Genomic DNA, 17,166 nt, shown 5'->3' on the forward strand with positions numbered 1-17,166 from the left:
AAGCCGAGACATCTCGCGGGCTGATGTTGGGATAGTAATCAAACTATTCACCACACTAGCGAGATGCTTCGGCTACGCTCAGCATGACGTTCTGCTGTGCTTGGAAGGGTTAGTTATTTGAAATACCGGAAATCGTGGCCGTCTTCGATGCGCAGTAGCGACTCGTAGATGAGCTTCGTTACGTTCTCCACGTCGTCTTTATGCACGGTTTCCACGGTGGTGTGCATGTACTTTAGCGGCAGGGAAATCAGGGCGGAGGCTACGCCGGCGCTGGAGTAGGCAAAGGCGTCCGTGTCGGTGCCGGTGGCGCGGGTGGCGGCGGCGCGCTGGAAGGGAATTTCTGATTTCTGGGCGGTTTCAATGATGAGGTCGCGCAGGTTGTTCTGCACGGCCGGGCCGTAGGTAATCACCGGGCCTTTGCCGCAGAACAGGTCGCCGGAGGTCTTTTTCTCGTACATCGGCGACTGGGTGTCGTGGGTCACGTCGGTAATGATGGCTACGTCCGGCTGAATGCGGTGGGCAATCATTTCGGCGCCGCGCAAGCCAATTTCCTCCTGCACGGCATTCACAATGTAGAGGCCGTAGGGTAGCTCGTTCTTATTCTCCTTCAGCATGCGCGCCACTTCGGCAATCATGAAGCCGCCAATACGGTTATCCAGCGCGCGGCCCACGTAGAACTTCTCGTTCAGCACCATGAACTCGTCTTCGAAAGTGACAACCGAACCTACGTGAATGCCCATGGCTTCCACCTCTTCCTTGCTGGAAGCGCCACAGTCCAGATACACGGTTTCAATGGTAGGCGCTTTGTCCTGCTCCACCTTGCGCACATGAATGGCCGGCCAGCCAAACACGGCCTTCACAATGCCTTTGGCGGTGTGAATATTCACCCGTTTGCTGGGCGCTACCAGCGGATCGGAGCCGCCATTGCGGCGCAGGTACAGAAAGCCCGATTCGGTAATGAAATTGACGAAGTAGCTGATTTCGTCCGCGTGGGCTTCAATCACAACTTTGTACTTGGCTTTGGGGTTGATAACGCCTACCACCGTGCCGTAGGTATCCACGAAATACTCGTCGATATACGGTTTTATATACTCCAGCCACAGCTTCTGGCCTTCTTTTTCGAAGCCGGTAGGGGAGGCGTTGTTTAAGTATTTCTGGAGAAAATCGAAGCTTTCTGGACGCATAAACTAGACTTGACTTAGCGGTAAAATTTGGAAGATCCGCGCACCATACTGATCGTAATCAGAATAGTACCAACAAATACCAAAAGGATAGGAAAAGTGGATGGATTAATGGTAAAGCTGATTGCCCCGATTAGGAATAATGCCCCAATTCGCAGCACATGATTACCTGCCCAGTGACTTAATTCTTTGGTATCCCGTACTCGTGTGGCATCGTATCCAGCCAGTAAATTCAGTTTTTGCCTGAAGCGGATCAGATAGCCAGTGTAGAGAAAAAAAAGCCCTAACAACCCGAAAATGCCTGGGCCAGCTACGGTTGCAAGTTCTTTCATAATAGCTTCCAGAGGGTTACAGCGGAATGTTGCCGTGCTTCTTACGGGGTAACGTATCCACTTTGTTCTCCAACATTTTGAAGGCCCGGATCAGCTTCTGCCGCGTCTGGGAAGGCAGAATTACCTCATCCACAAAGCCCCGGTGCGCCGCACGGTATGGCGTGGCAAACTTCTGCTGGTACTCATCCACCTTTTCCTGCAGCTTGGCTTCTGGGTCTTCGGCCTGGGCAATTTCCCGCTTAAAGATAATTTCCGCGGCACCCTTGGCACCCATTACGGCAATTTCAGCGGTGGGCCAGGCGTAGTTCATATCGGCGCCAATGTGCTTGGAGTTCATCACATCGTAAGCTCCGCCGTAGGCTTTGCGGGTAATGACGGTGATGCGCGGTACAGTGGCCTCGCAGAAGGCATAGAGCAGTTTGGCCCCGTTGGTGATGATGCCGCGCCACTCTTGGTCGGTGCCGGGCAGGAAACCGGGCACATCTTCCAGCACCAGCAGCGGAATGTTGAACGAGTCGCAGAACCGCACGAAGCGGGCGGCTTTGGTAGAGGCATTTATGTCCAGCACGCCCGCCAGTACGGAGGGCTGATTGCCTACAATTCCAATGCTGCGGCCACCCAGGCGGGCAAAACCCACTACAATGTTCTCGGCAAAATTCTGGTGTACTTCCAGGAAGGAATTCGCATCAATGATGCCCTCAATTACTTCCCGGATATCGTAGGGCTGGTTGGGGTTTTCGGGAATGATGGTGTCCAGCACCGGACGCGCCTCGTCGGCGGCCTCATAGGGGAGGGCTGGGGCCGTTTCCTCGCAGTTCTGCGGCATGTAGCTCAGCAGGGCTTTGAGGTGGTTGATGCAGGCTACCTCATTAGCGCAGGAAAAGTGGGTTACACCGCTTTTGGCGGAGTGGGTGCTGGCGCCGCCCAACTCTTCGCTGGTTACGTTTTCGTGGGTTACGGTCTTCACCACGTTAGGGCCCGTCACGAACATGTAGCTCGTGTCTTCCACCATCAGAATGAAGTCCGTAATGGCAGGGGAGTACACCGCGCCGCCCGCGCACGGGCCCATAATGGCGGATAGCTGCGGCACCACGCCCGAGGCCAGGGTATTCTTGTAGAAGATATCAGCGTAGCCGCCCAAACTCACCACGCCTTCCTGAATGCGGGCGCCACCGGAGTCGTTCAGGCCAATAACGGGGGCGCCGTTTTTCATGGCCAGGTCCATAATCTTCACAATTTTTTCGGCGTGGGTTTCGCTCAGCGAGCCACCGAAAACCGTGAAATCCTGAGAGAAAACGTACACCAAACGACCGTTTACGGTGCCATAGCCCGTTACTACTCCGTCGCCCAGGTAGTATTCCTTATCCAGCCCAAAGTCCTTAGAGCGGTGCATTACAAACTTGCCGATTTCCTCGAAGGAGCCTTCGTCCATCAGCAGGTCTACCCGTTCGCGGGCCGTGAGCTTGCCTTTTTTATGTTGGGCCTCAATTCTTGCCTGACCGCCGCCGAGTAGGGCTTCAGCATTTTTGCGGGCCAGAATTTCGATTTTACTCAGTTGGGCTTCAGCGTGTGGGTCAGACATTGGGTGGGGAAAGTCAGGGTAGCTACTTAGGTAAGAAGGCCAAAGGTAACGCACGAGTATAGAAAAGCCGCATCGGAATCTGGGTGGCCTTTATACTGTGCAGCAGTATGCTCATATTTGGAAACTGGCTAGTTGTAGAGCAGCAACTCAGTTACTTTCGTTGATTACTCTGACCGAGGCCTCATGATTCCAACAATCATAACCAGTATGGCAAGAGTGTTATGGGATGTGTATTATGGGATGTGTATTCCAGTAGAATAAGTATTAGTGGTAAATTTAAAAAAAAACAGTAACAATGAATAGTGTATTAAAAATAGTGTTTGTTATTGGATTTTCATTTGTTTTAAAAATATCTTTTGCTCAATCAATTATTTATCAGCTGGGAAAGAATAATCAAATAAAGGGAGGCAAGGAATTTATTATTGAAATTGCAACATTTTTCGATAAGGTTGAAGATAGTTTAAAAATTGATTTTAATCATTCTGACACGCTGTATATTATCAGAGGAGTCGATATTCAGTCAAGGACTGGTTATGGCTATGTTTGGAATAATAAAGTAAAAATCAGTTATGTAGATAATAAAAAATGGAGACGTGATAAAATAGTAGAATCAAAACCTGTTATTGAAATTAAAGCCCAGCAAATGCCTTGGTATCAGTTTGATGATTTGATTCCATTAATTGATCATTGGGATAAAAAGAAAATTAAGGATTATGTAGATAATTGCGACAAGGTTTTGAGTGGGATATATTCTTGGGAAATAATAAGAGCTGTAAAGCAAAATTCTTATTACGATATAGTAGAAATAAGTGTCAGAGATTTTGGAGTAGGTGTAAAAAATGATTAAGCTTATATGATGCAGAGTAAAAGTTAGTAGTCAATAATTATGAAAGAAAAATTGCTTAATATCTTGAAAGCACGGTTTGAGAAAAACCAAAACCGGCACAAAGGCCTCCAATGGTCTACTATCCAATCCAAACTGGAAGCTAACCCCGAAAAACTCTGGTCACTGCAAGAAATGGAAAGAACCGGCGGCGAGCCGGATGTGGTAGGCTATGATGCCGAAACCGACAAATATATTTTCTTTGATTGCGCTGCCGAAACTCCTGCAGGCCGCCGCAGCCTGTGCTACGACCGGGAAGCGCTGAATTCCCGAAAAGAGAACAAGCCCGCCAATAGTGCGCTGGATATGGCGGCAGCTATGGGCGTTGAGCTGTTAACTGAAGAACAATACCGGCAGCTACAGCAAAACGGTAAGGTGGATACAAAAACCTCCAGCTGGATAAAAGCGCCTGCTGACATCCGTAAGCTGGGCGGGGCCCTTTTCGCAGAATACCGCTACGGACAGGTTTTCATCTATCACAACGGCGCGGCCGCTTACTATGCTGCCAGAGGGTTTCGGGGAATGCTCAAAGTGTAACGGACCTCCTGCCATCTTTGTCGCAGCTAGCGGTAAGTCATAAAAAAGGCCAGCTCCCGGATGGGGCTGGCCTTTTTTTATGATTTTCAATTCTTACTCAACTTACTTCTTCGAGTCTTTCGGCTCGTCGTCGCTCGGTTCCGTAGTTTCCTCCGGCCGCTCGTCGCTGGCGAGTTTGGGGGTTTCCCCGCTCTTGCTTACGGCAAACGTCAGTTCCTCGGCGCCTTCCGTGAAGTCGGCCGTGATAACGTCGCCCTGGGCAATCTGTGCCTTCAGGATTTCCTCCGCAATCGGGTCTTCAATGTACTTCTGAATAGCCCGGTTAAGCGGACGAGCGCCAAATTTGGGGTCGTAGCCTTTCTCGGCCACGAAGTCCTTGGCGGCTTCCGTCAGTTCTACGCGGTAGCCCAGTGCCTGCACCCGCGAGAGCAGCTTGGCCAACGAAATGTCGATGATTTTGTGGATGTCTTTCTTCTCCAGGGAATTGAAGACAATTACATCATCCAGACGGTTGAGGAACTCCGGCGAGAAGGTTTTGCGCAGAGCGTTGGTGATGGTGCTCTTCGTCAACTCATCCATGTTCTCGTTGCGGGCCTTCGTGCCGAAGCCGATGCCGGCACCGAAGTCCGCCAGGTCGCGGGCTCCGATGTTGGAGGTCATGATGATGATGGTATTACGGAAGTCCACCTTACGGCCCAGGCCATCGGTCAGGATACCATCGTCCAGCACCTGCAGGAGCAGGTTATAAACGTCAGGGTGCGCCTTTTCAATTTCGTCCAGCAGGATAACGGAGTACGGCTTGCGGCGGATTTTCTCCGTCAGCTGACCGCCCTCTTCATACCCCACGTAGCCGGGAGGCGCGCCCACCAGGCGCGATACGCTGAATTTCTCCATGTACTCCGACATATCAATCCGCACCAGCGAATCTTCCTTGTCGAAGAGGTACGTAGCCAGTACTTTGGCCAGCTCCGTTTTACCTACACCGGTGGGGCCAAGGAACACGAACGAGCCGATAGGCTTTTTCGGGTCTTTCAGGCCTACGCGGGTACGCTGGATGGCCTTCACCAATTGCTTGATGGCCTTTTCCTGCCCAATTACTTTGCCCTGCAGCTCCTCACCCATGTTGAGCAGCTTCTGGCTTTCGTTCTGGGCCACGCGGCTCACCGGAATGCCGGTCATCATGGCAATTACTTCCGCCACGTTTTCCTCTTTCACGGTGTAGCGCTTCTTCTTGGTCTCGTCTTCCCAGTTCTTTTTAGCCTGTTCCAACTGCTCCAGAAGCTTTTTCTCCTTGTCCCGGAGCTGCGCGGCTTCCTCGTATTTCTGCGACTTCACCACGCGGTTTTTCTCCGTCTTGATGTTCTCAATGCTCTCTTCGAGCTTGAGAATATCCTCGGGCACCACAATGTTGTTAATGTGCACGCGGGCACCGGCCTCGTCCAGGATATCAATGGCCTTGTCTGGCAGGAACCGGTCGCTCATGTAGCGGTCCGACAGCTTTACGCAGGCTTCAATAGCCTTGTCGGTGTACACTACGTGGTGGTGGTCCTGGTACTTGTCCTTGATGTTGTGCAGGATTTCGATAGTCTCCTCGGGCGTGGTGGGGTCCACCATCACCATCTGGAAACGACGGGCCAAGGCACCATCTTTCTCGATGTACTGCCGGTACTCATCCAGGGTAGTGGCGCCAATGCATTGAATCTCGCCGCGGGCCAGGGCTGGTTTGAACATGTTGGAAGCATCCAGCGAGCCGGAAGCGCCGCCGGCACCCACAATAGTGTGCAGCTCGTCAATGAACAGGATAACGTCCGGAGACTTCTCCAGCTCGTTCATCACGGCCTTCATGCGCTCCTCAAACTGACCGCGGTACTTGGTGCCGGCCACCAAAGAGGCCAGATCCAGCGTAACCACGCGTTTGTTGAACAGCACGCGGGAAACTTTCTTCTGCACAATGCGCAGGGCCAGACCTTCAGCAATAGCCGTTTTACCTACCCCGGGCTCACCAATGAGAATGGGGTTGTTCTTTTTGCGGCGCGAGAGAATCTGAGCTACGCGCTCAATTTCTTTTTCACGGCCTACAATGGGGTCTAGCTTGTCGTCCTCAGCCAGCTTGGTCAGGTCGCGGCCGAAGTTATCAAGCACGGGTGTGCGCGACTTTTCGCCCGGTTTCTTGGCCGTAGAACTGCTGCCGGATTTGGAAGAGCTGCCAAACAGTTTGTCGTTATCGTCGTCGTCGGTGTCGGAAGGACCGGCCGAGGGACCCGGCGTGTTGCCGTGGTAGTCTAAGGAGTCGCGCACTGCTTCGTAGTTAACGTTGAACTTAGCCAGAATCTGAGAAGAGATGTTGTCTTCATCGCGCAGAATCGAGAGCAGCAGGTGCTCCGTGCCAATGATTTCGCTCTTAAAGATCTTGGCTTCCAGGTACGTAATCTTAAGTACTTTTTCCGTCTGTTTCGTCAGCGGAATAGAGCCGGTGATGCTGGTGCCCTGCGTAGCAGTATTGCGGGTTGCTTGCTCTAAAGCATACTTAAGCTCGTCCACGGAAACGCCCAGTTTCTTGAGCAGTCCAATGGCCGTGCCTTCGCCCTCGCGAATCATGCCCAGCAAGAGGTGTTCGGTACCGATATAGTCGTGACCGAGCCGGATGGCTTCTTCCCGGCTCAGGGAGATGACCTCCTTGACTCGATTTGAGAATTTAGCTTCCATGCAGATAAGGTAGTGAAGAAATACGGAACCCTGCAAGCGCAAATAGCACGTTTTAGGGCAGGGAAGGCCGTGAGTACCTGAAAACAGGCGGGTACGGACGAAGGTTCGGAAATAGAGAAGCGGCAAAGGCCCTACACGAGAAAACTGCCGGCAGCTGGCCCTTGCATAAACAACAGGTCCAGGATGCTTAGGTTGGGTACAAATTGTACGCCAAAGGTTTGGGCATACGGGCGTACCGACGTCCTGTCAGGTTCCGGAGTAATTGGATCTTTGGGTGACAGCCAGTCGCGCCGGTCGCGCAGGGCCTCGGGAGGGTAGGAAGCATGATACTCGGTGGTGAATTCCACAGGAATTCGCAGCCGCAAACAGCGCAGAAAGAAGGAGAGCAGCGAGAAATTCAGATCGAAAAGCAGCGCCGGTTTCTGTACGTAAATGTCGTGCAGATAGTCGGCGTAATATTCGAAATACGGGCTACCCCCGTATGCGGTTTGCAAGGTGCGCCAGTGTTGGTGCACCCAGTTCTGCCGATAATCGATTTCCAGCTCCGTAATGCGTACTTTCTCGCTGCGGTTACCATCGATAACCGGTACCGTTAGGGGTTTTACACCCTGCGCGGTGAGAATAAGGCAGCGGTTGCGGAAGGTCTGTTTGCGGTAGTGCTCGTGGGGCTCCAGCCAGAGAGCATCCTGGCCTAACAACTCAGCAAAAAATGCCGCCGGCGGGTTATATTGAGATTCAAATAAAACAGGCATGATGCTAGCTTAGGGCAGGCAGACAACTGGCCCGCCGCGCCCAAGTTACACGTTGCTGCCCCGGTCTGTACTATCCATTTGCCGTACCTTTAGCCCGTCAACCTGTCATGAAAAGACTTCTGTTCGCCTTTCTGGGTGTTTTTCTGAGCGTTGCGGCCCTGGCCGGAGCTCCTAAGCTCACGCTGGACGTTGCCGCTTTTCGCAACAATGACCGGGGCCGCCAGGGCGGAGTGCTGGATATGCTGGCCACGGTAGATGGCAACTCCCTGGCGTACAAGCGCCGGGCCCCCCGTATTTTTCAGGCGGCCGCCTCCCTTACCCTGGAAGTGCTGGCCAAGGATGGCAAAATAGTGTATAGCGAAGTGGTGAAACTGCGGCCTCCGGTGCTGAATGATACCTCCCAGGCCCTGAAAAACCCCATGAGCTTTCAGAAGCGCATTATGCTGCCCGACGGCGTGTATACCGTGCGCGCCCAGGTAACAGATCAGTACCGGGCCGGGGGAAACCGCATTGTGGAGGCGCCCATTACGCTGGAGTTTGATAAACCAGGCCTGCGTCTGAGTAGCGTGGAAGTACTCAGTAAGCCGGCTTCCCGCTCGGCGGCGCAAACCAACTTTAACCGGGGCGGCTACATGTTGGTGCGCACGCCCGCTTGCCTCTACGGCCGCGGGGCCGATAAACTTTATCTGTACGCTGAGCTCTACAATGCGCCCCAGGAGCAAACCCTCACTACCAAATACCGCCTGCGCCCCGTGGGCGGCACCAAAGATGCGGCTACGCTGGCGGGCACAGCTAAACCCGTGGCCGGAGCCCCCCATTTGCTGGTGGCTACCATGGATATTGCTAAGCTGCCGGCCGGGGAATACGATTTAATTGTGGAAGTTCGCGGCGCCAAAAGCAAGCTGCTGGATAGCAAAACCACGCGGGTGCTGCGCGACCCCGACACGTACGCCCCCGCCGGGGCTGTTATTAATCCATGAGTTCACCTGTTGCCCAACCCACGTACCCGTGGTATTATCGTCCGCTCGACTGGTTTTTACGGGGTTTAGCCTCTTTGCCACTCACCCTGCTGTACGGGCTGGCCGAAGTGCTTTATTTCCTGATGGCCTACGTCCTGCGCTACCGCCAGCGCGTGGTGCTGGAAAATCTGCGTAATTCCTTTCCCGAAAAAACGGCGGCCGAACATAAAAAGCTGGCCAAGCAGTTTTACCGGCACTTCGCGCAGCTGATAGTGGAAATACTGTGGCTGCGGGAGGCTACGCCGGCCCAGCTGGCCCGGCGGGTATCATTTCCTAACAAGCACATCATTACGGATAAGCTGGCCCAGGGGCGTTCTATGCTGGCCCTGGGCTCGCACGAAGGCAACTGGGAGTGGATTCTGACCTCGGGCGCGCTGCAGATCAATGCCCCGGCAGTAGGGGTATACCAGCCGCTGAATAGCCCGTTTTTTGACGACTTTATGTATAAGCTGCGCACCCGCACCGGGGCTGAACTGGTAACCATGCGCGAAACCATTCGCTATATGGCCGCCAGCCAGGACCGGCAGCAGCTGCTGTGCATGCTGAGCGACCAAAGCCCCAGCAACCCCAAAAACCGCTATTGGACGCAGCTGCTCAATCAGGAAACTGGTTTCTACACCGGCGCCGACCGCCTGGTGGGGCAGTTTCAGTTGCCAGTGGTGTACGTGAGCATCCGGCGGCTACGGCGCGGCTACTATGAAGCTGTCCTAACTGAGCTTTTTGACGGCAATACGCCGCTGGATCCGGAGCAACATCAAATTACGGAAGCCTTCGCGCGGGCCATGGAGAAGGATATTCGCGCCTCACCGGCCGATTACCTATGGTCGCACCGCCGCTGGAAGCACAAGCGTCCGGTAGGAGAGTAGGCCAATGGTGAGATAGTGAAATGGGGAGGTGGTGAGTTTGATGTTTAATTGGCGCGACTTGCGCAATCAGAACGTCAAACTCACCATCTCCCCATTTCACTATCTCACCACCTTACAGATACTGTTCAATATCCCCGGCACCCTGGCGGATGACGTTGAAATCTTCATCGGTGCAGTCTACCACGGTGCTGGCAATGTTGTTGCCGAAGCCGCCATCAATCACCATATCTACCAAGGGACGGTATTTCTCGAAGATAAGGTCGGGGTCGGTGCTGTATTCCAGGATTTCGTCTTCATCCCGGATAGAGGTGCTCACAATGGGGTTGCCCAACTCCCGCACCAGTGCCAGGCAGATATGATGGTCGGGCACGCGGATACCTACGGTTTTGCGCTTTACGCCCCCATACTTGGGCGCTTTGGCGCTGGCCTCAAAGATGAACGTGAACGGGCCGGGCAGTGCTTTTTTCAGGACTTTGTAAACGGGGGTGGTAATGCCGTTGGCGTAGTCGGTGATGTGGGAAAGGTCGGAGCAGATAAAGGAGAGGTTGGCTTTGTCGGGCTTCACGCCTTTAATGCGGCAGAGCTTTTCCACTGCTTTGGCGTTGGTGATGTCGCAGCCCAGGCCATAAATGGTATCGGTGGGGTAAATGATTACGCCGCCGTTGCGCAGCACGTCCACCGCCTGCTGAATGCGGTTTTGCGGAGGATTATCGGGGTGAATGCGAAGCAGCGTGGCAGACATAGGCGGCAGGAGCTAGGGTGAAATAAGAAATAAGGCCTCCGGACTAGGGGCGGCAGCCGGGGCAAGGTACGGCACAAGGCAAAGAACTTTCTCTAGTTCGGTTTTTTGGGCCTGCAGGTTGCATCCGGCCCGCTAAATCTGTCGGGCACGGGCAAGTACGGGACGCAGCGGCGGAAGATGCGGCGCAGAAGCTTACTTTTGTGGGTCGGAGCCATAACTTCCCGGGCCGATAGCTGCCCGGCATTGGTTTTCTTTTGTACCTCTCCTTATCGTCCTGCCTTCGCATGGCCACCACACCCCGTATCGACTACAAAGCCCGCGCTATTAAGCGCCGCAACCGTTTTGCCGCCATCGCGGCCGTTTTGGGGCTGCTGTTTGTCACGTTTTCCTATTATTTCTACCAGGTTTTCTTCACGGCCAACGTGGAAACCAAAGGCCGGCCTACCTACGTGCTGGTGCGCCGCGGCGAAACGGCCAAAGCCGTGCTGGACTCCATTGATGCCACCGGCGTGATTGTGGACAAGCTCAGCCTGCACTTTGTGGCCCGCCTCATGAAGTATGACAAGCTGGTGAAGCCCGGCCGCTACGAGCTGAAGGATGGCTATACCAACCGCCAGCTGATTTCTGACCTGCGCGCCGGCCGTCAGTCGCCACTCAAGCTCACGTTTCAGAACATCCGCCTGCGCGAGGACCTGGCCCGCAAGCTCAGCACCGCCATCGACTCGCGCCCCGGTCAGTTCGATTCGCTGCTGAGCAGCCCCAGCTACACCAAAAGCCTGGGTTTCGATACCACGAGCATCCTGACGATGTTCATCCCGAATACCTACGAGCTGTACTGGAACTCCTCGCCAGATAACCTCATGCAACGCATGAAAAAAGAGTACGAGAAGTTCTGGACACCCGCCCGCGACGCCAAGCGCAAAGCCCTGGGCCTGACGCGCACCCAGGTAAGCACGCTGGCCAGCATTGTGGAGGCCGAGCAGCAGCAGCATGCCGATGAGCGCCCCCGCGTGGCCGGCGTATACCTCAACCGTCTCAAGCGCGGCATGAAGCTGCAGGCCGACCCTACCGTGGTGTATGCCAACCAGGATTTCACCATTAAGCGCGTGCTGAACGTACACCTGCTCAAAGACTCGCCCTACAACACGTATAAGTACGCGGGCCTGCCGCCCGGCCCCATCAACCTGCCCAGCATTGCCAGTATTGATGCCGTGCTGAACCCCGAAAGCCACGACTACCTGTATTTCTGCGCCAAGGATGATTTCAGTGGCTACCATGCCTTTGCCCGTAATGAGCAGGAGCACCTGGTAAATGCCCGCCGCTATCAGGCCGCCCTCAGCCGGGCCGGCATTATGAAGTAATTTCAGTTGCCGGTTTCCAGTTGATAGTTGCCAGTGTTCTGGTGGTCATAACTGGCAACTGGCAACTATCAACTGGAAACTGAATATGTATACCCACGATACCGCCATTCGCGTCCGCTACGCCGAAACTGACCAGATGGGCTACGTGTACCACGGCAATTACGCCGCGTACTTTGAGGTAGCTCGCACCGAAGCCTTCCGGCAGCTGGGCATTCGCTACAAAGACCTGGAGGCCGATGGCGTGGGCATGCCGGTAGGGGAGATTCGCACCCGTTTCCGCCGCCCCGCCCGCTACGACGACCTGCTTACGGTGCGCCTGCTCCTGAAGCAGCCCGCCGATGGCTCGCGCATCCTGTTCGAATACGAAATCTATAACGAAGCCCAGGAGTTGCTCACCGAAGGCCATACCCTAATGGTTTTTGTAAGCACTTCAAATGGCCGTCCGGTGGCCATACCGGAGGATATTAAGGCCAAGCTGGCGCCCTTCTTCAGCGACGAAGAGCTCACCAGCCCCCTGACGCCGCCCAAACAAAAGCTACCTTCCGAAGCGCCGGCGCCGGCCGCGTTTTTAAAGGGGAATGAAAGCTAAAACCCACACAGCTCCTTCATCACAGATAATACTGCCATGTTAATGCGTATGCCACGCCGGTACCGGGTTTCCAACATGCGCCAGCAGCGCACGTACCGGAAGCTTATTATCTGGCTGAAACGGCTGCGCTTTAACCGGGGCAAGGCCTCTGTGTATGATGTGGTAGACCACATGATTCAGGAACTGAAGCTGGACAGTGTGACGAAGCGGGCCAGCTATATGGCCTTCAACTTCACCATTTCCATTTTCCCCACCATCATCTTCCTGTTCACCCTGATTCCGTACATCCCGGTTCCCAACCTGAACCTGGACATCCTGCAGTTTCTCGCCGATTTTATTCCGCGGGAAATGTACGTGGCCATTGCTGATACCATTGAGGACATTGTGAACATCCCGCACGGCGGCCTGCTGTCGTTCGGTTTTGGCGCGGCGCTGGTGCTTAGCTCCAACGGCATTATGGCCCTGCTCGATGCCTTTGATAAGAAGTACCACACCTTTAAGCGGCGCACCTACCTGCGCAAGCGGGTTATTGCCACGCTGCTTACCGTGGTGCTGGCTATGGTGCTGCTACTCTCCATTGCGGGTATTTTCTTTGGTACCTATATCATTGACACGCTGGTGTTTTATGAAATAGTGCCCGAGCGCCTCACGGCCCTGCTCATCACGGTGCTGCGCTACGGCTCGGTAGTGGCCTTGTTCCTGTTCACTACCTGCCTGATTTACTACTATGTGCCGGCCGTGCAGGACCGGTGGCCGTTTCTGTCGGCCGGGGCTGTGGTGGCCACGCTGCTGATTTTCCTGGTGTCGTCGCTGTTCATTCTCTACATCAAAATCTTCGACTCCTACAACCACTTCTATGGCTCCATTGGCGCGTTGGTGGGCTTCATGGTCTGGTTGGATTTTGTTTGTATGACCCTGATTGTGGGCTTTGAGGTGAACGTGAGCATTGATGCCGTAACGGGCCGCCTGAAGCGGTATGTGATTCGTACTGAGGAATTAGCCGCGCATCCGCACTCCTAGCCGGAAAAAAAATCGAAAATATAGCCGCCCGCGCTTGCGACAGGCAGAGGAGCCGACTACTTTTGTCGTCCCAATCCACTCAGTTGGGCCTTAGAGAGGTGGCAGAGTGGTCGAATGCGACGGATTCGAAATCCGTTATACCTGCAAGGGTATCGGGGGTTCGAATCCCCCCCTCTCTGCCAGCGGCTTTTTCTTTCGCGGGAAAAGTTGTTGTTTTACCTACCGCGGAACAGTTAGAGGAGTGGCAGAGTGGTCGATTGCGGCGGTCTTGAAAACCGTTGAGGGTTAAACCTCCGGGGGTTCGAATCCCTCCTCCTCTGCAAAGAAAAAAGCCTGTTTCCGATTCGGAAACAGGCTTTTTTCTTTTCTGGGGTATGGTTGTGGGTACGGCTCTCTCGTTTCTATTACGGTGCCCCTAAACGGAGGCCATGTTTATTAGCACTACCCAATGGCCCGGAAAGGACAGCTGTTGAATACGGCGCCACCACCTGCCAGCCCAGGCGCTGGTACAGGGCGCGTCCAGCCTCCGTCGCCACGAGTAAGCGCTCTGAAATACTGGCTTGGTCTGCCAGAGTATCGAGAGTGCACATCAGGCTGGTGCCAAGCCCCTTTCTGCGGTGGGGTTCGAGCGTTTCAATCCGGTCGAAAACCGCTGTGCCACGGTGCAATACGACCCGACCTATGGCCGCAGTCTGACCCGTTTCATCAGTAAAACGAAGCACAGAAGCCCCATGATCTATGGTTAGTTGCGCTGTATACCCGGCCGGCGGTGGGCCGGCGGGCGTCATTGCCTTGGGGCAGTACATCAAATAGCGGGGTGGTTCAATTTGCCAGTCAGGGGTCAATACCCGGCGCAGGAGCGCCGGCTCGACGGCTGCCTTTATATAAATGAAGGGGGCATGTATGGCGGCGGCACAGGCTTGCAGGGATTCTCCCGCCTCTACAAACACGTGGCGCCGCACCTGCTCGGGCCAGCCAACTTCTACTACTAAGCCACCACCGTAGGGCTGGGGGAGCGGTAGGCCGCGGGCGAGGCTCCAGCCCGTCAACCAGCGCTCCAGAAGACTCAAATCAAGATGCATGGAACAGGGAAATCAGCGGCCTGTGTAGGGTATATAGATAATCCTGCAGGTGTGTACGAATGTTGCGGATATGGCGGCTTACCACGCTGTGCGGCCAGCCAATCATCTGACCTATTTCCCGGGTGCTTTACTTAGCTATATAAAAGAGGCCGCCAGAAGATATGCTCAGGCGGCCTTTTTCATATGTAACTGACAGTAGGTAGCAACTACTTACAGCCGCACCCCAATGCCGGGCCCCAGCATAAAGAAGAGTTTGCCTTTATTGAGCAGATAGCCACCACCCAGGTAAAGCGGAAAAGTGAACTTAGCGTCGCTGCGGGTAGGGTATACCGAGCCTAACACGACCAGGCCCAACTCCCGCTCTACGCCGCTGGAATTGCTGAGGTTGAAGGCATTAAAGGCTACGAAGCCGGCACCTACTTTATAGGGGCGCAGCTTGTTGATTTTGTTGGGATTATAGAAGCTGAACTGCGCCAGCGTAGCCAAGCTGATGCCGTTGAAGGAGTTGTACCCTTTCACATCACTATTAATCTGCTTGGTGAGCAAACCGGCCGGAAAACTGATGTCGATATCGAACTTCACGCGGCGCTGCAGCACCAGTTCCAGCTTTTGCGAGAAACCCGGCTCCTGGTACTGGCTTTGGGTGTGCTTCACCGTGATAATCATGGTGCTCCAGTCGTCCAGGGCGTAGGTTTTGCGGTAGCTGAGCAGGCTGTTAAGGCTGATGTTGCCTACCTGGCACTGCTTATCCTGGTAGAATGCCGCCCGGACTGAGCTGCCATCGGGACAAACCACCACATTATCTACGGTGCGCATTTCAATCAGCTCGCCCTTGCTGTTCTGCGTGCGGATATCAAAGGTGAGGTACTGCTTGCCGTAGAGTTGCTGGTCGGCATCAATGGCGGCGGAGTTAAAGCTGAACACGACGTCGCTGACGGTGCGGTCGTAGAGAATGGGGCCGTTGAAGCGCGTAATGGGGCGCGGGGCCTCACCGAAGGTAACGCCCACAAAATCGAGGGGGTGGGGGCGCTGGAATTCTTTAATGGCCAGCTGAAAACCCGTGGGCTGGCCGGCGTTAAAGATGGTAATGCGCTTTTTATCAATGGTTAACGGTACCTGCACGCGGTACACCACGGCCGCGTCGGAGCGGATGCTGGAATCGGAAGGCACAATCTGCACATCCTCAAAATGAAACCGGGCCCGTTGCAACGATTCTCCTTCCAGGCGCACATCTACCGTTTCGCCGGGGTTCACGGTGTTGCTGTTGGTCCAGTCGCCGCCGCGGTGGCGCACGCTCAGGGCCGTAACCGCCGTTTTGGGCGAGATATTGAAGTTGGTGACGTACTTGGCTTTTTCGTCCTCCTTAATGTAGAGGTAGCTATCCGTCTGGCGGTGGGTGTTAAACACCCGCAGCCAGCACAGCACCCGGTCGTTGGTGAGATACTGCCGCGTGAACAGCTCAGCAATGAGGGCACCGCCGGCTTCTTCCTGGTCCTCAATGCGGTAAGTATGTTTCAGGTCGAAGGTGCGGCCGTTATCCAGAATCAGCTCCACGCCCTGGCGGCGGGTAGCTTCAGTCAGCGTAATTTCTTTTTTATCAACACTCAGAAAGCGCAACCGTGAGGCCTTCACCGTAAAATCCTGCCGTAGCGGCGGCAGGGCATAGGTGAGGCGGCGGTTGTTGTCGGTGAGGAAAGGGCGCTCCGTTTGGGCCCGCACCGTGAGCAGGCGGCTGCCTAAGGTATTGGGCAAAACATGCAGGCGCAGCTGGCCTTTGTCCTGGGTGAGGCGGTAGTCAATATCCTGGCCGCGCGTCCACTCGCCGGTGGTACGCACGTTTTTAGCGTTGTTACTGGATAGGTCGTACACCTTTTCCTCGCCTACAAACAGCTCCGTATCGTTGGGCCGAAAATCGAGGGTGGTGCGCGTTACCGGGAGCAGATTTACGATCTGGGCCTGCGCGGGCTGGCCGGCGCTATCGGCGGGCGCCGTGAAAGTGAGGCGCAGGAACTGGGTGGAAGTCAGGTCGCGGAAGCGCAACTTGGCGCGAAACGATTTACCATCGGGCGCCAGCGTGAGCGAGTCGAGCAGCTGAAAATCGGCGGAACGGACCAGGTGAAGCGGTTTCTGCGGCTGGTAAGGCACTACGGTCAGGTCCACCGTTTCATCGTCGCGCCGGTAGGTGAAGTACAGGTGCGGCTCTCCTTTCACCAGGAACGTAGCGTGCGAGAGGCTAAAGCTGAGCGTATCGGTCCGCAGAACCAGGTCCCGCAGCAGGGGAGTGGGGGCCGGTGCCTGGGCCCGCGTGAGGGTGGGCAAGCAGGCCATTAGAAACAGCCATCCAAGAAAAATGCAACGGAAACTCACCAGACAAACAAAGCAGAACAAACCAAACCGTCGTGCTTCCGCACCAGACATTCAGGGGCAAAAATACGGGCGCCGCCGGGTTATGCCGCATTTTATTCGGGCTTTTCCTTCGCTGCTGCGCTGGCACCCCGCAACGTAATGCTCCGG

At 54.8% G+C, this 17,166-nt stretch carries 15 protein-coding genes and 2 tRNA genes; 9 read left to right on the forward strand and 8 right to left on the reverse strand.

What is annotated here, in order from left to right:
• Positions 1-113 precede the first annotated feature (113 nt).
• From PK28_RS06080 to PK28_RS06090, 3 genes are read right to left on the reverse strand one after another with little or no spacing between them, the layout of a single operon-like run.
• Positions 114-1,184 carry a M42 family metallopeptidase gene (locus tag PK28_RS06080; protein WP_044512436.1) on the reverse strand — a complete coding sequence of 357 codons (1,071 nt, stop codon included), beginning with the start codon at positions 1,182-1,184 and terminating at the stop codon, positions 114-116.
• 14 nt (positions 1,185-1,198) lie between these two features.
• Positions 1,199-1,513, reverse strand: a complete 315-nt coding sequence (locus PK28_RS06085; RefSeq protein WP_044512438.1) for a DUF3784 domain-containing protein — start codon at positions 1,511-1,513, stop codon at positions 1,199-1,201.
• A gap of 16 nt (positions 1,514-1,529) precedes the next feature.
• Entirely contained in the window at positions 1,530-3,095 is a 1,566-nt protein-coding gene (locus PK28_RS06090; RefSeq protein ID WP_044512441.1) for an acyl-CoA carboxylase subunit beta, read from the reverse strand.
• Between the two features lie 295 nt (positions 3,096-3,390).
• Between PK28_RS06090 and PK28_RS06095 the strand changes: the two genes are divergently transcribed.
• Both PK28_RS06095 and PK28_RS06100 read left to right on the forward strand, forming a co-directional pair.
• The gene (locus PK28_RS06095; RefSeq protein ID WP_044512442.1) at positions 3,391-3,942 is read left to right on the forward strand and encodes a hypothetical protein; all 552 of its coding nucleotides are present in this window, start codon (positions 3,391-3,393) and stop codon (positions 3,940-3,942) included.
• 39 nt (positions 3,943-3,981) lie between these two features.
• On the forward strand, positions 3,982-4,515 hold the full coding sequence (locus tag PK28_RS06100; protein WP_044512445.1) for a DUF4256 domain-containing protein: 534 nt from the start codon (positions 3,982-3,984) through the stop codon (positions 4,513-4,515).
• A gap of 102 nt (positions 4,516-4,617) precedes the next feature.
• On the opposite strand, the gene PK28_RS06105 is transcribed toward PK28_RS06100, so the two are convergent.
• Positions 4,618-7,221, reverse strand: a complete 2,604-nt coding sequence (locus PK28_RS06105) for an ATP-dependent Clp protease ATP-binding subunit (RefSeq protein ID WP_044516404.1) — start codon at positions 7,219-7,221, stop codon at positions 4,618-4,620.
• Between the two features lie 131 nt (positions 7,222-7,352).
• Positions 7,353-7,973, reverse strand: coding sequence for a WbqC family protein (locus PK28_RS06110; RefSeq protein WP_044512447.1), 621 nt, complete (start codon positions 7,971-7,973; stop codon positions 7,353-7,355).
• A 107-nt stretch (positions 7,974-8,080) separates the two neighbouring features.
• Between PK28_RS06110 and PK28_RS06115 the strand changes: the two genes are divergently transcribed.
• Positions 8,081-8,953 (forward strand): hypothetical protein, encoded by an 873-nt coding sequence (locus tag PK28_RS06115; protein WP_044512450.1) that lies wholly within the window; start codon positions 8,081-8,083, stop codon positions 8,951-8,953.
• Entirely contained in the window at positions 8,950-9,858 is a 909-nt protein-coding gene (locus PK28_RS06120) for a lysophospholipid acyltransferase family protein (protein WP_044512453.1), read from the forward strand. The genes PK28_RS06115 and PK28_RS06120 overlap by 4 nt, the downstream gene beginning before the upstream one ends.
• Positions 9,859-9,970: 112 nt before the next feature.
• On the opposite strand, the gene PK28_RS06125 is transcribed toward PK28_RS06120, so the two are convergent.
• Positions 9,971-10,600 carry an L-threonylcarbamoyladenylate synthase gene (locus tag PK28_RS06125; protein ID WP_044512455.1) on the reverse strand — a complete coding sequence of 210 codons (630 nt, stop codon included), beginning with the start codon at positions 10,598-10,600 and terminating at the stop codon, positions 9,971-9,973.
• Positions 10,601-10,884: 284 nt separating this feature from the next.
• Here PK28_RS06125 and mltG point away from each other — a divergent pair, with 284 nt between their 5' ends.
• The 5 genes from mltG to PK28_RS06150 all read left to right on the forward strand — a co-directional run bounded on the left by mltG (position 10,885) and on the right by PK28_RS06150 (position 13,890).
• A complete protein-coding gene (mltG, locus tag PK28_RS06130; protein WP_082016984.1) occupies positions 10,885-11,961 on the forward strand; it encodes an endolytic transglycosylase MltG in 1,077 nt (358 codons plus the stop codon).
• Between the two features lie 85 nt (positions 11,962-12,046).
• Entirely contained in the window at positions 12,047-12,550 is a 504-nt protein-coding gene (locus PK28_RS06135) for an acyl-CoA thioesterase (protein ID WP_044512458.1), read from the forward strand.
• 48 nt (positions 12,551-12,598) lie between these two features.
• On the forward strand, positions 12,599-13,570 hold the full coding sequence (locus tag PK28_RS06140) for a YihY/virulence factor BrkB family protein (RefSeq protein WP_231576227.1): 972 nt from the start codon (positions 12,599-12,601) through the stop codon (positions 13,568-13,570).
• A gap of 92 nt (positions 13,571-13,662) precedes the next feature.
• Positions 13,663-13,752, forward strand: a tRNA-Ser gene (locus tag PK28_RS06145).
• Positions 13,753-13,805: 53 nt separating this feature from the next.
• Positions 13,806-13,890: transfer RNA gene (locus PK28_RS06150), tRNA-Ser, on the forward strand.
• 84 nt (positions 13,891-13,974) lie between these two features.
• Here PK28_RS06150 and PK28_RS06155 read toward each other — a convergent pair.
• Together PK28_RS06155 and PK28_RS06160 are read right to left on the reverse strand one after the other, a co-directional pair.
• Entirely contained in the window at positions 13,975-14,652 is a 678-nt protein-coding gene (locus PK28_RS06155; RefSeq protein WP_044512463.1) for a GNAT family N-acetyltransferase, read from the reverse strand.
• 210 nt (positions 14,653-14,862) lie between these two features.
• Positions 14,863-16,980 carry a hypothetical protein gene (locus PK28_RS06160; RefSeq protein WP_044512466.1) on the reverse strand — a complete coding sequence of 706 codons (2,118 nt, stop codon included), beginning with the start codon at positions 16,978-16,980 and terminating at the stop codon, positions 14,863-14,865.
• Positions 16,981-17,166: the final 186 nt, after the last annotated feature.

It is taken from the genome of Hymenobacter sp. DG25B (genome assembly GCF_000801315.1).
GTDB lineage: Bacteria > Bacteroidota > Bacteroidia > Cytophagales > Hymenobacteraceae > Hymenobacter.

Bases quoted from the DNA above. Each gene is read 5' to 3' on its own strand.
- PK28_RS06160 (WP_044512466.1), bottom strand. From the start codon at position 16,980: ATGGCCTGCTTGCCCACCCTCACGCGGGCCCAGGCACCGGCCCCCACT.
- PK28_RS06140 (WP_231576227.1), top strand. From the start codon at position 12,599: ATGCCACGCCGGTACCGGGTTTCCAACATGCGCCAGCAGCGCACGTAC.
- PK28_RS06105 (WP_044516404.1), bottom strand. From the start codon at position 7,221: ATGGAAGCTAAATTCTCAAATCGAGTCAAGGAGGTCATCTCCCTGAGC.
- mltG (WP_082016984.1), top strand. From the start codon at position 10,885: ATGGCCACCACACCCCGTATCGACTACAAAGCCCGCGCTATTAAGCGC.
- PK28_RS06095 (WP_044512442.1), top strand. From the start codon at position 3,391: ATGAATAGTGTATTAAAAATAGTGTTTGTTATTGGATTTTCATTTGTT.
- PK28_RS06090 (WP_044512441.1), bottom strand. From the start codon at position 3,095: ATGTCTGACCCACACGCTGAAGCCCAACTGAGTAAAATCGAAATTCTG.
- PK28_RS06115 (WP_044512450.1), top strand. From the start codon at position 8,081: ATGAAAAGACTTCTGTTCGCCTTTCTGGGTGTTTTTCTGAGCGTTGCG.
- PK28_RS06135 (WP_044512458.1), top strand. From the start codon at position 12,047: ATGTATACCCACGATACCGCCATTCGCGTCCGCTACGCCGAAACTGAC.
- PK28_RS06100 (WP_044512445.1), top strand. From the start codon at position 3,982: ATGAAAGAAAAATTGCTTAATATCTTGAAAGCACGGTTTGAGAAAAAC.
- PK28_RS06120 (WP_044512453.1), top strand. From the start codon at position 8,950: ATGAGTTCACCTGTTGCCCAACCCACGTACCCGTGGTATTATCGTCCG.
- PK28_RS06125 (WP_044512455.1), bottom strand. From the start codon at position 10,600: ATGTCTGCCACGCTGCTTCGCATTCACCCCGATAATCCTCCGCAAAAC.
- PK28_RS06080 (WP_044512436.1), bottom strand. From the start codon at position 1,184: ATGCGTCCAGAAAGCTTCGATTTTCTCCAGAAATACTTAAACAACGCC.
- PK28_RS06155 (WP_044512463.1), bottom strand. From the start codon at position 14,652: ATGCATCTTGATTTGAGTCTTCTGGAGCGCTGGTTGACGGGCTGGAGC.
- PK28_RS06085 (WP_044512438.1), bottom strand. From the start codon at position 1,513: ATGAAAGAACTTGCAACCGTAGCTGGCCCAGGCATTTTCGGGTTGTTA.
- PK28_RS06110 (WP_044512447.1), bottom strand. From the start codon at position 7,973: ATGCCTGTTTTATTTGAATCTCAATATAACCCGCCGGCGGCATTTTTT.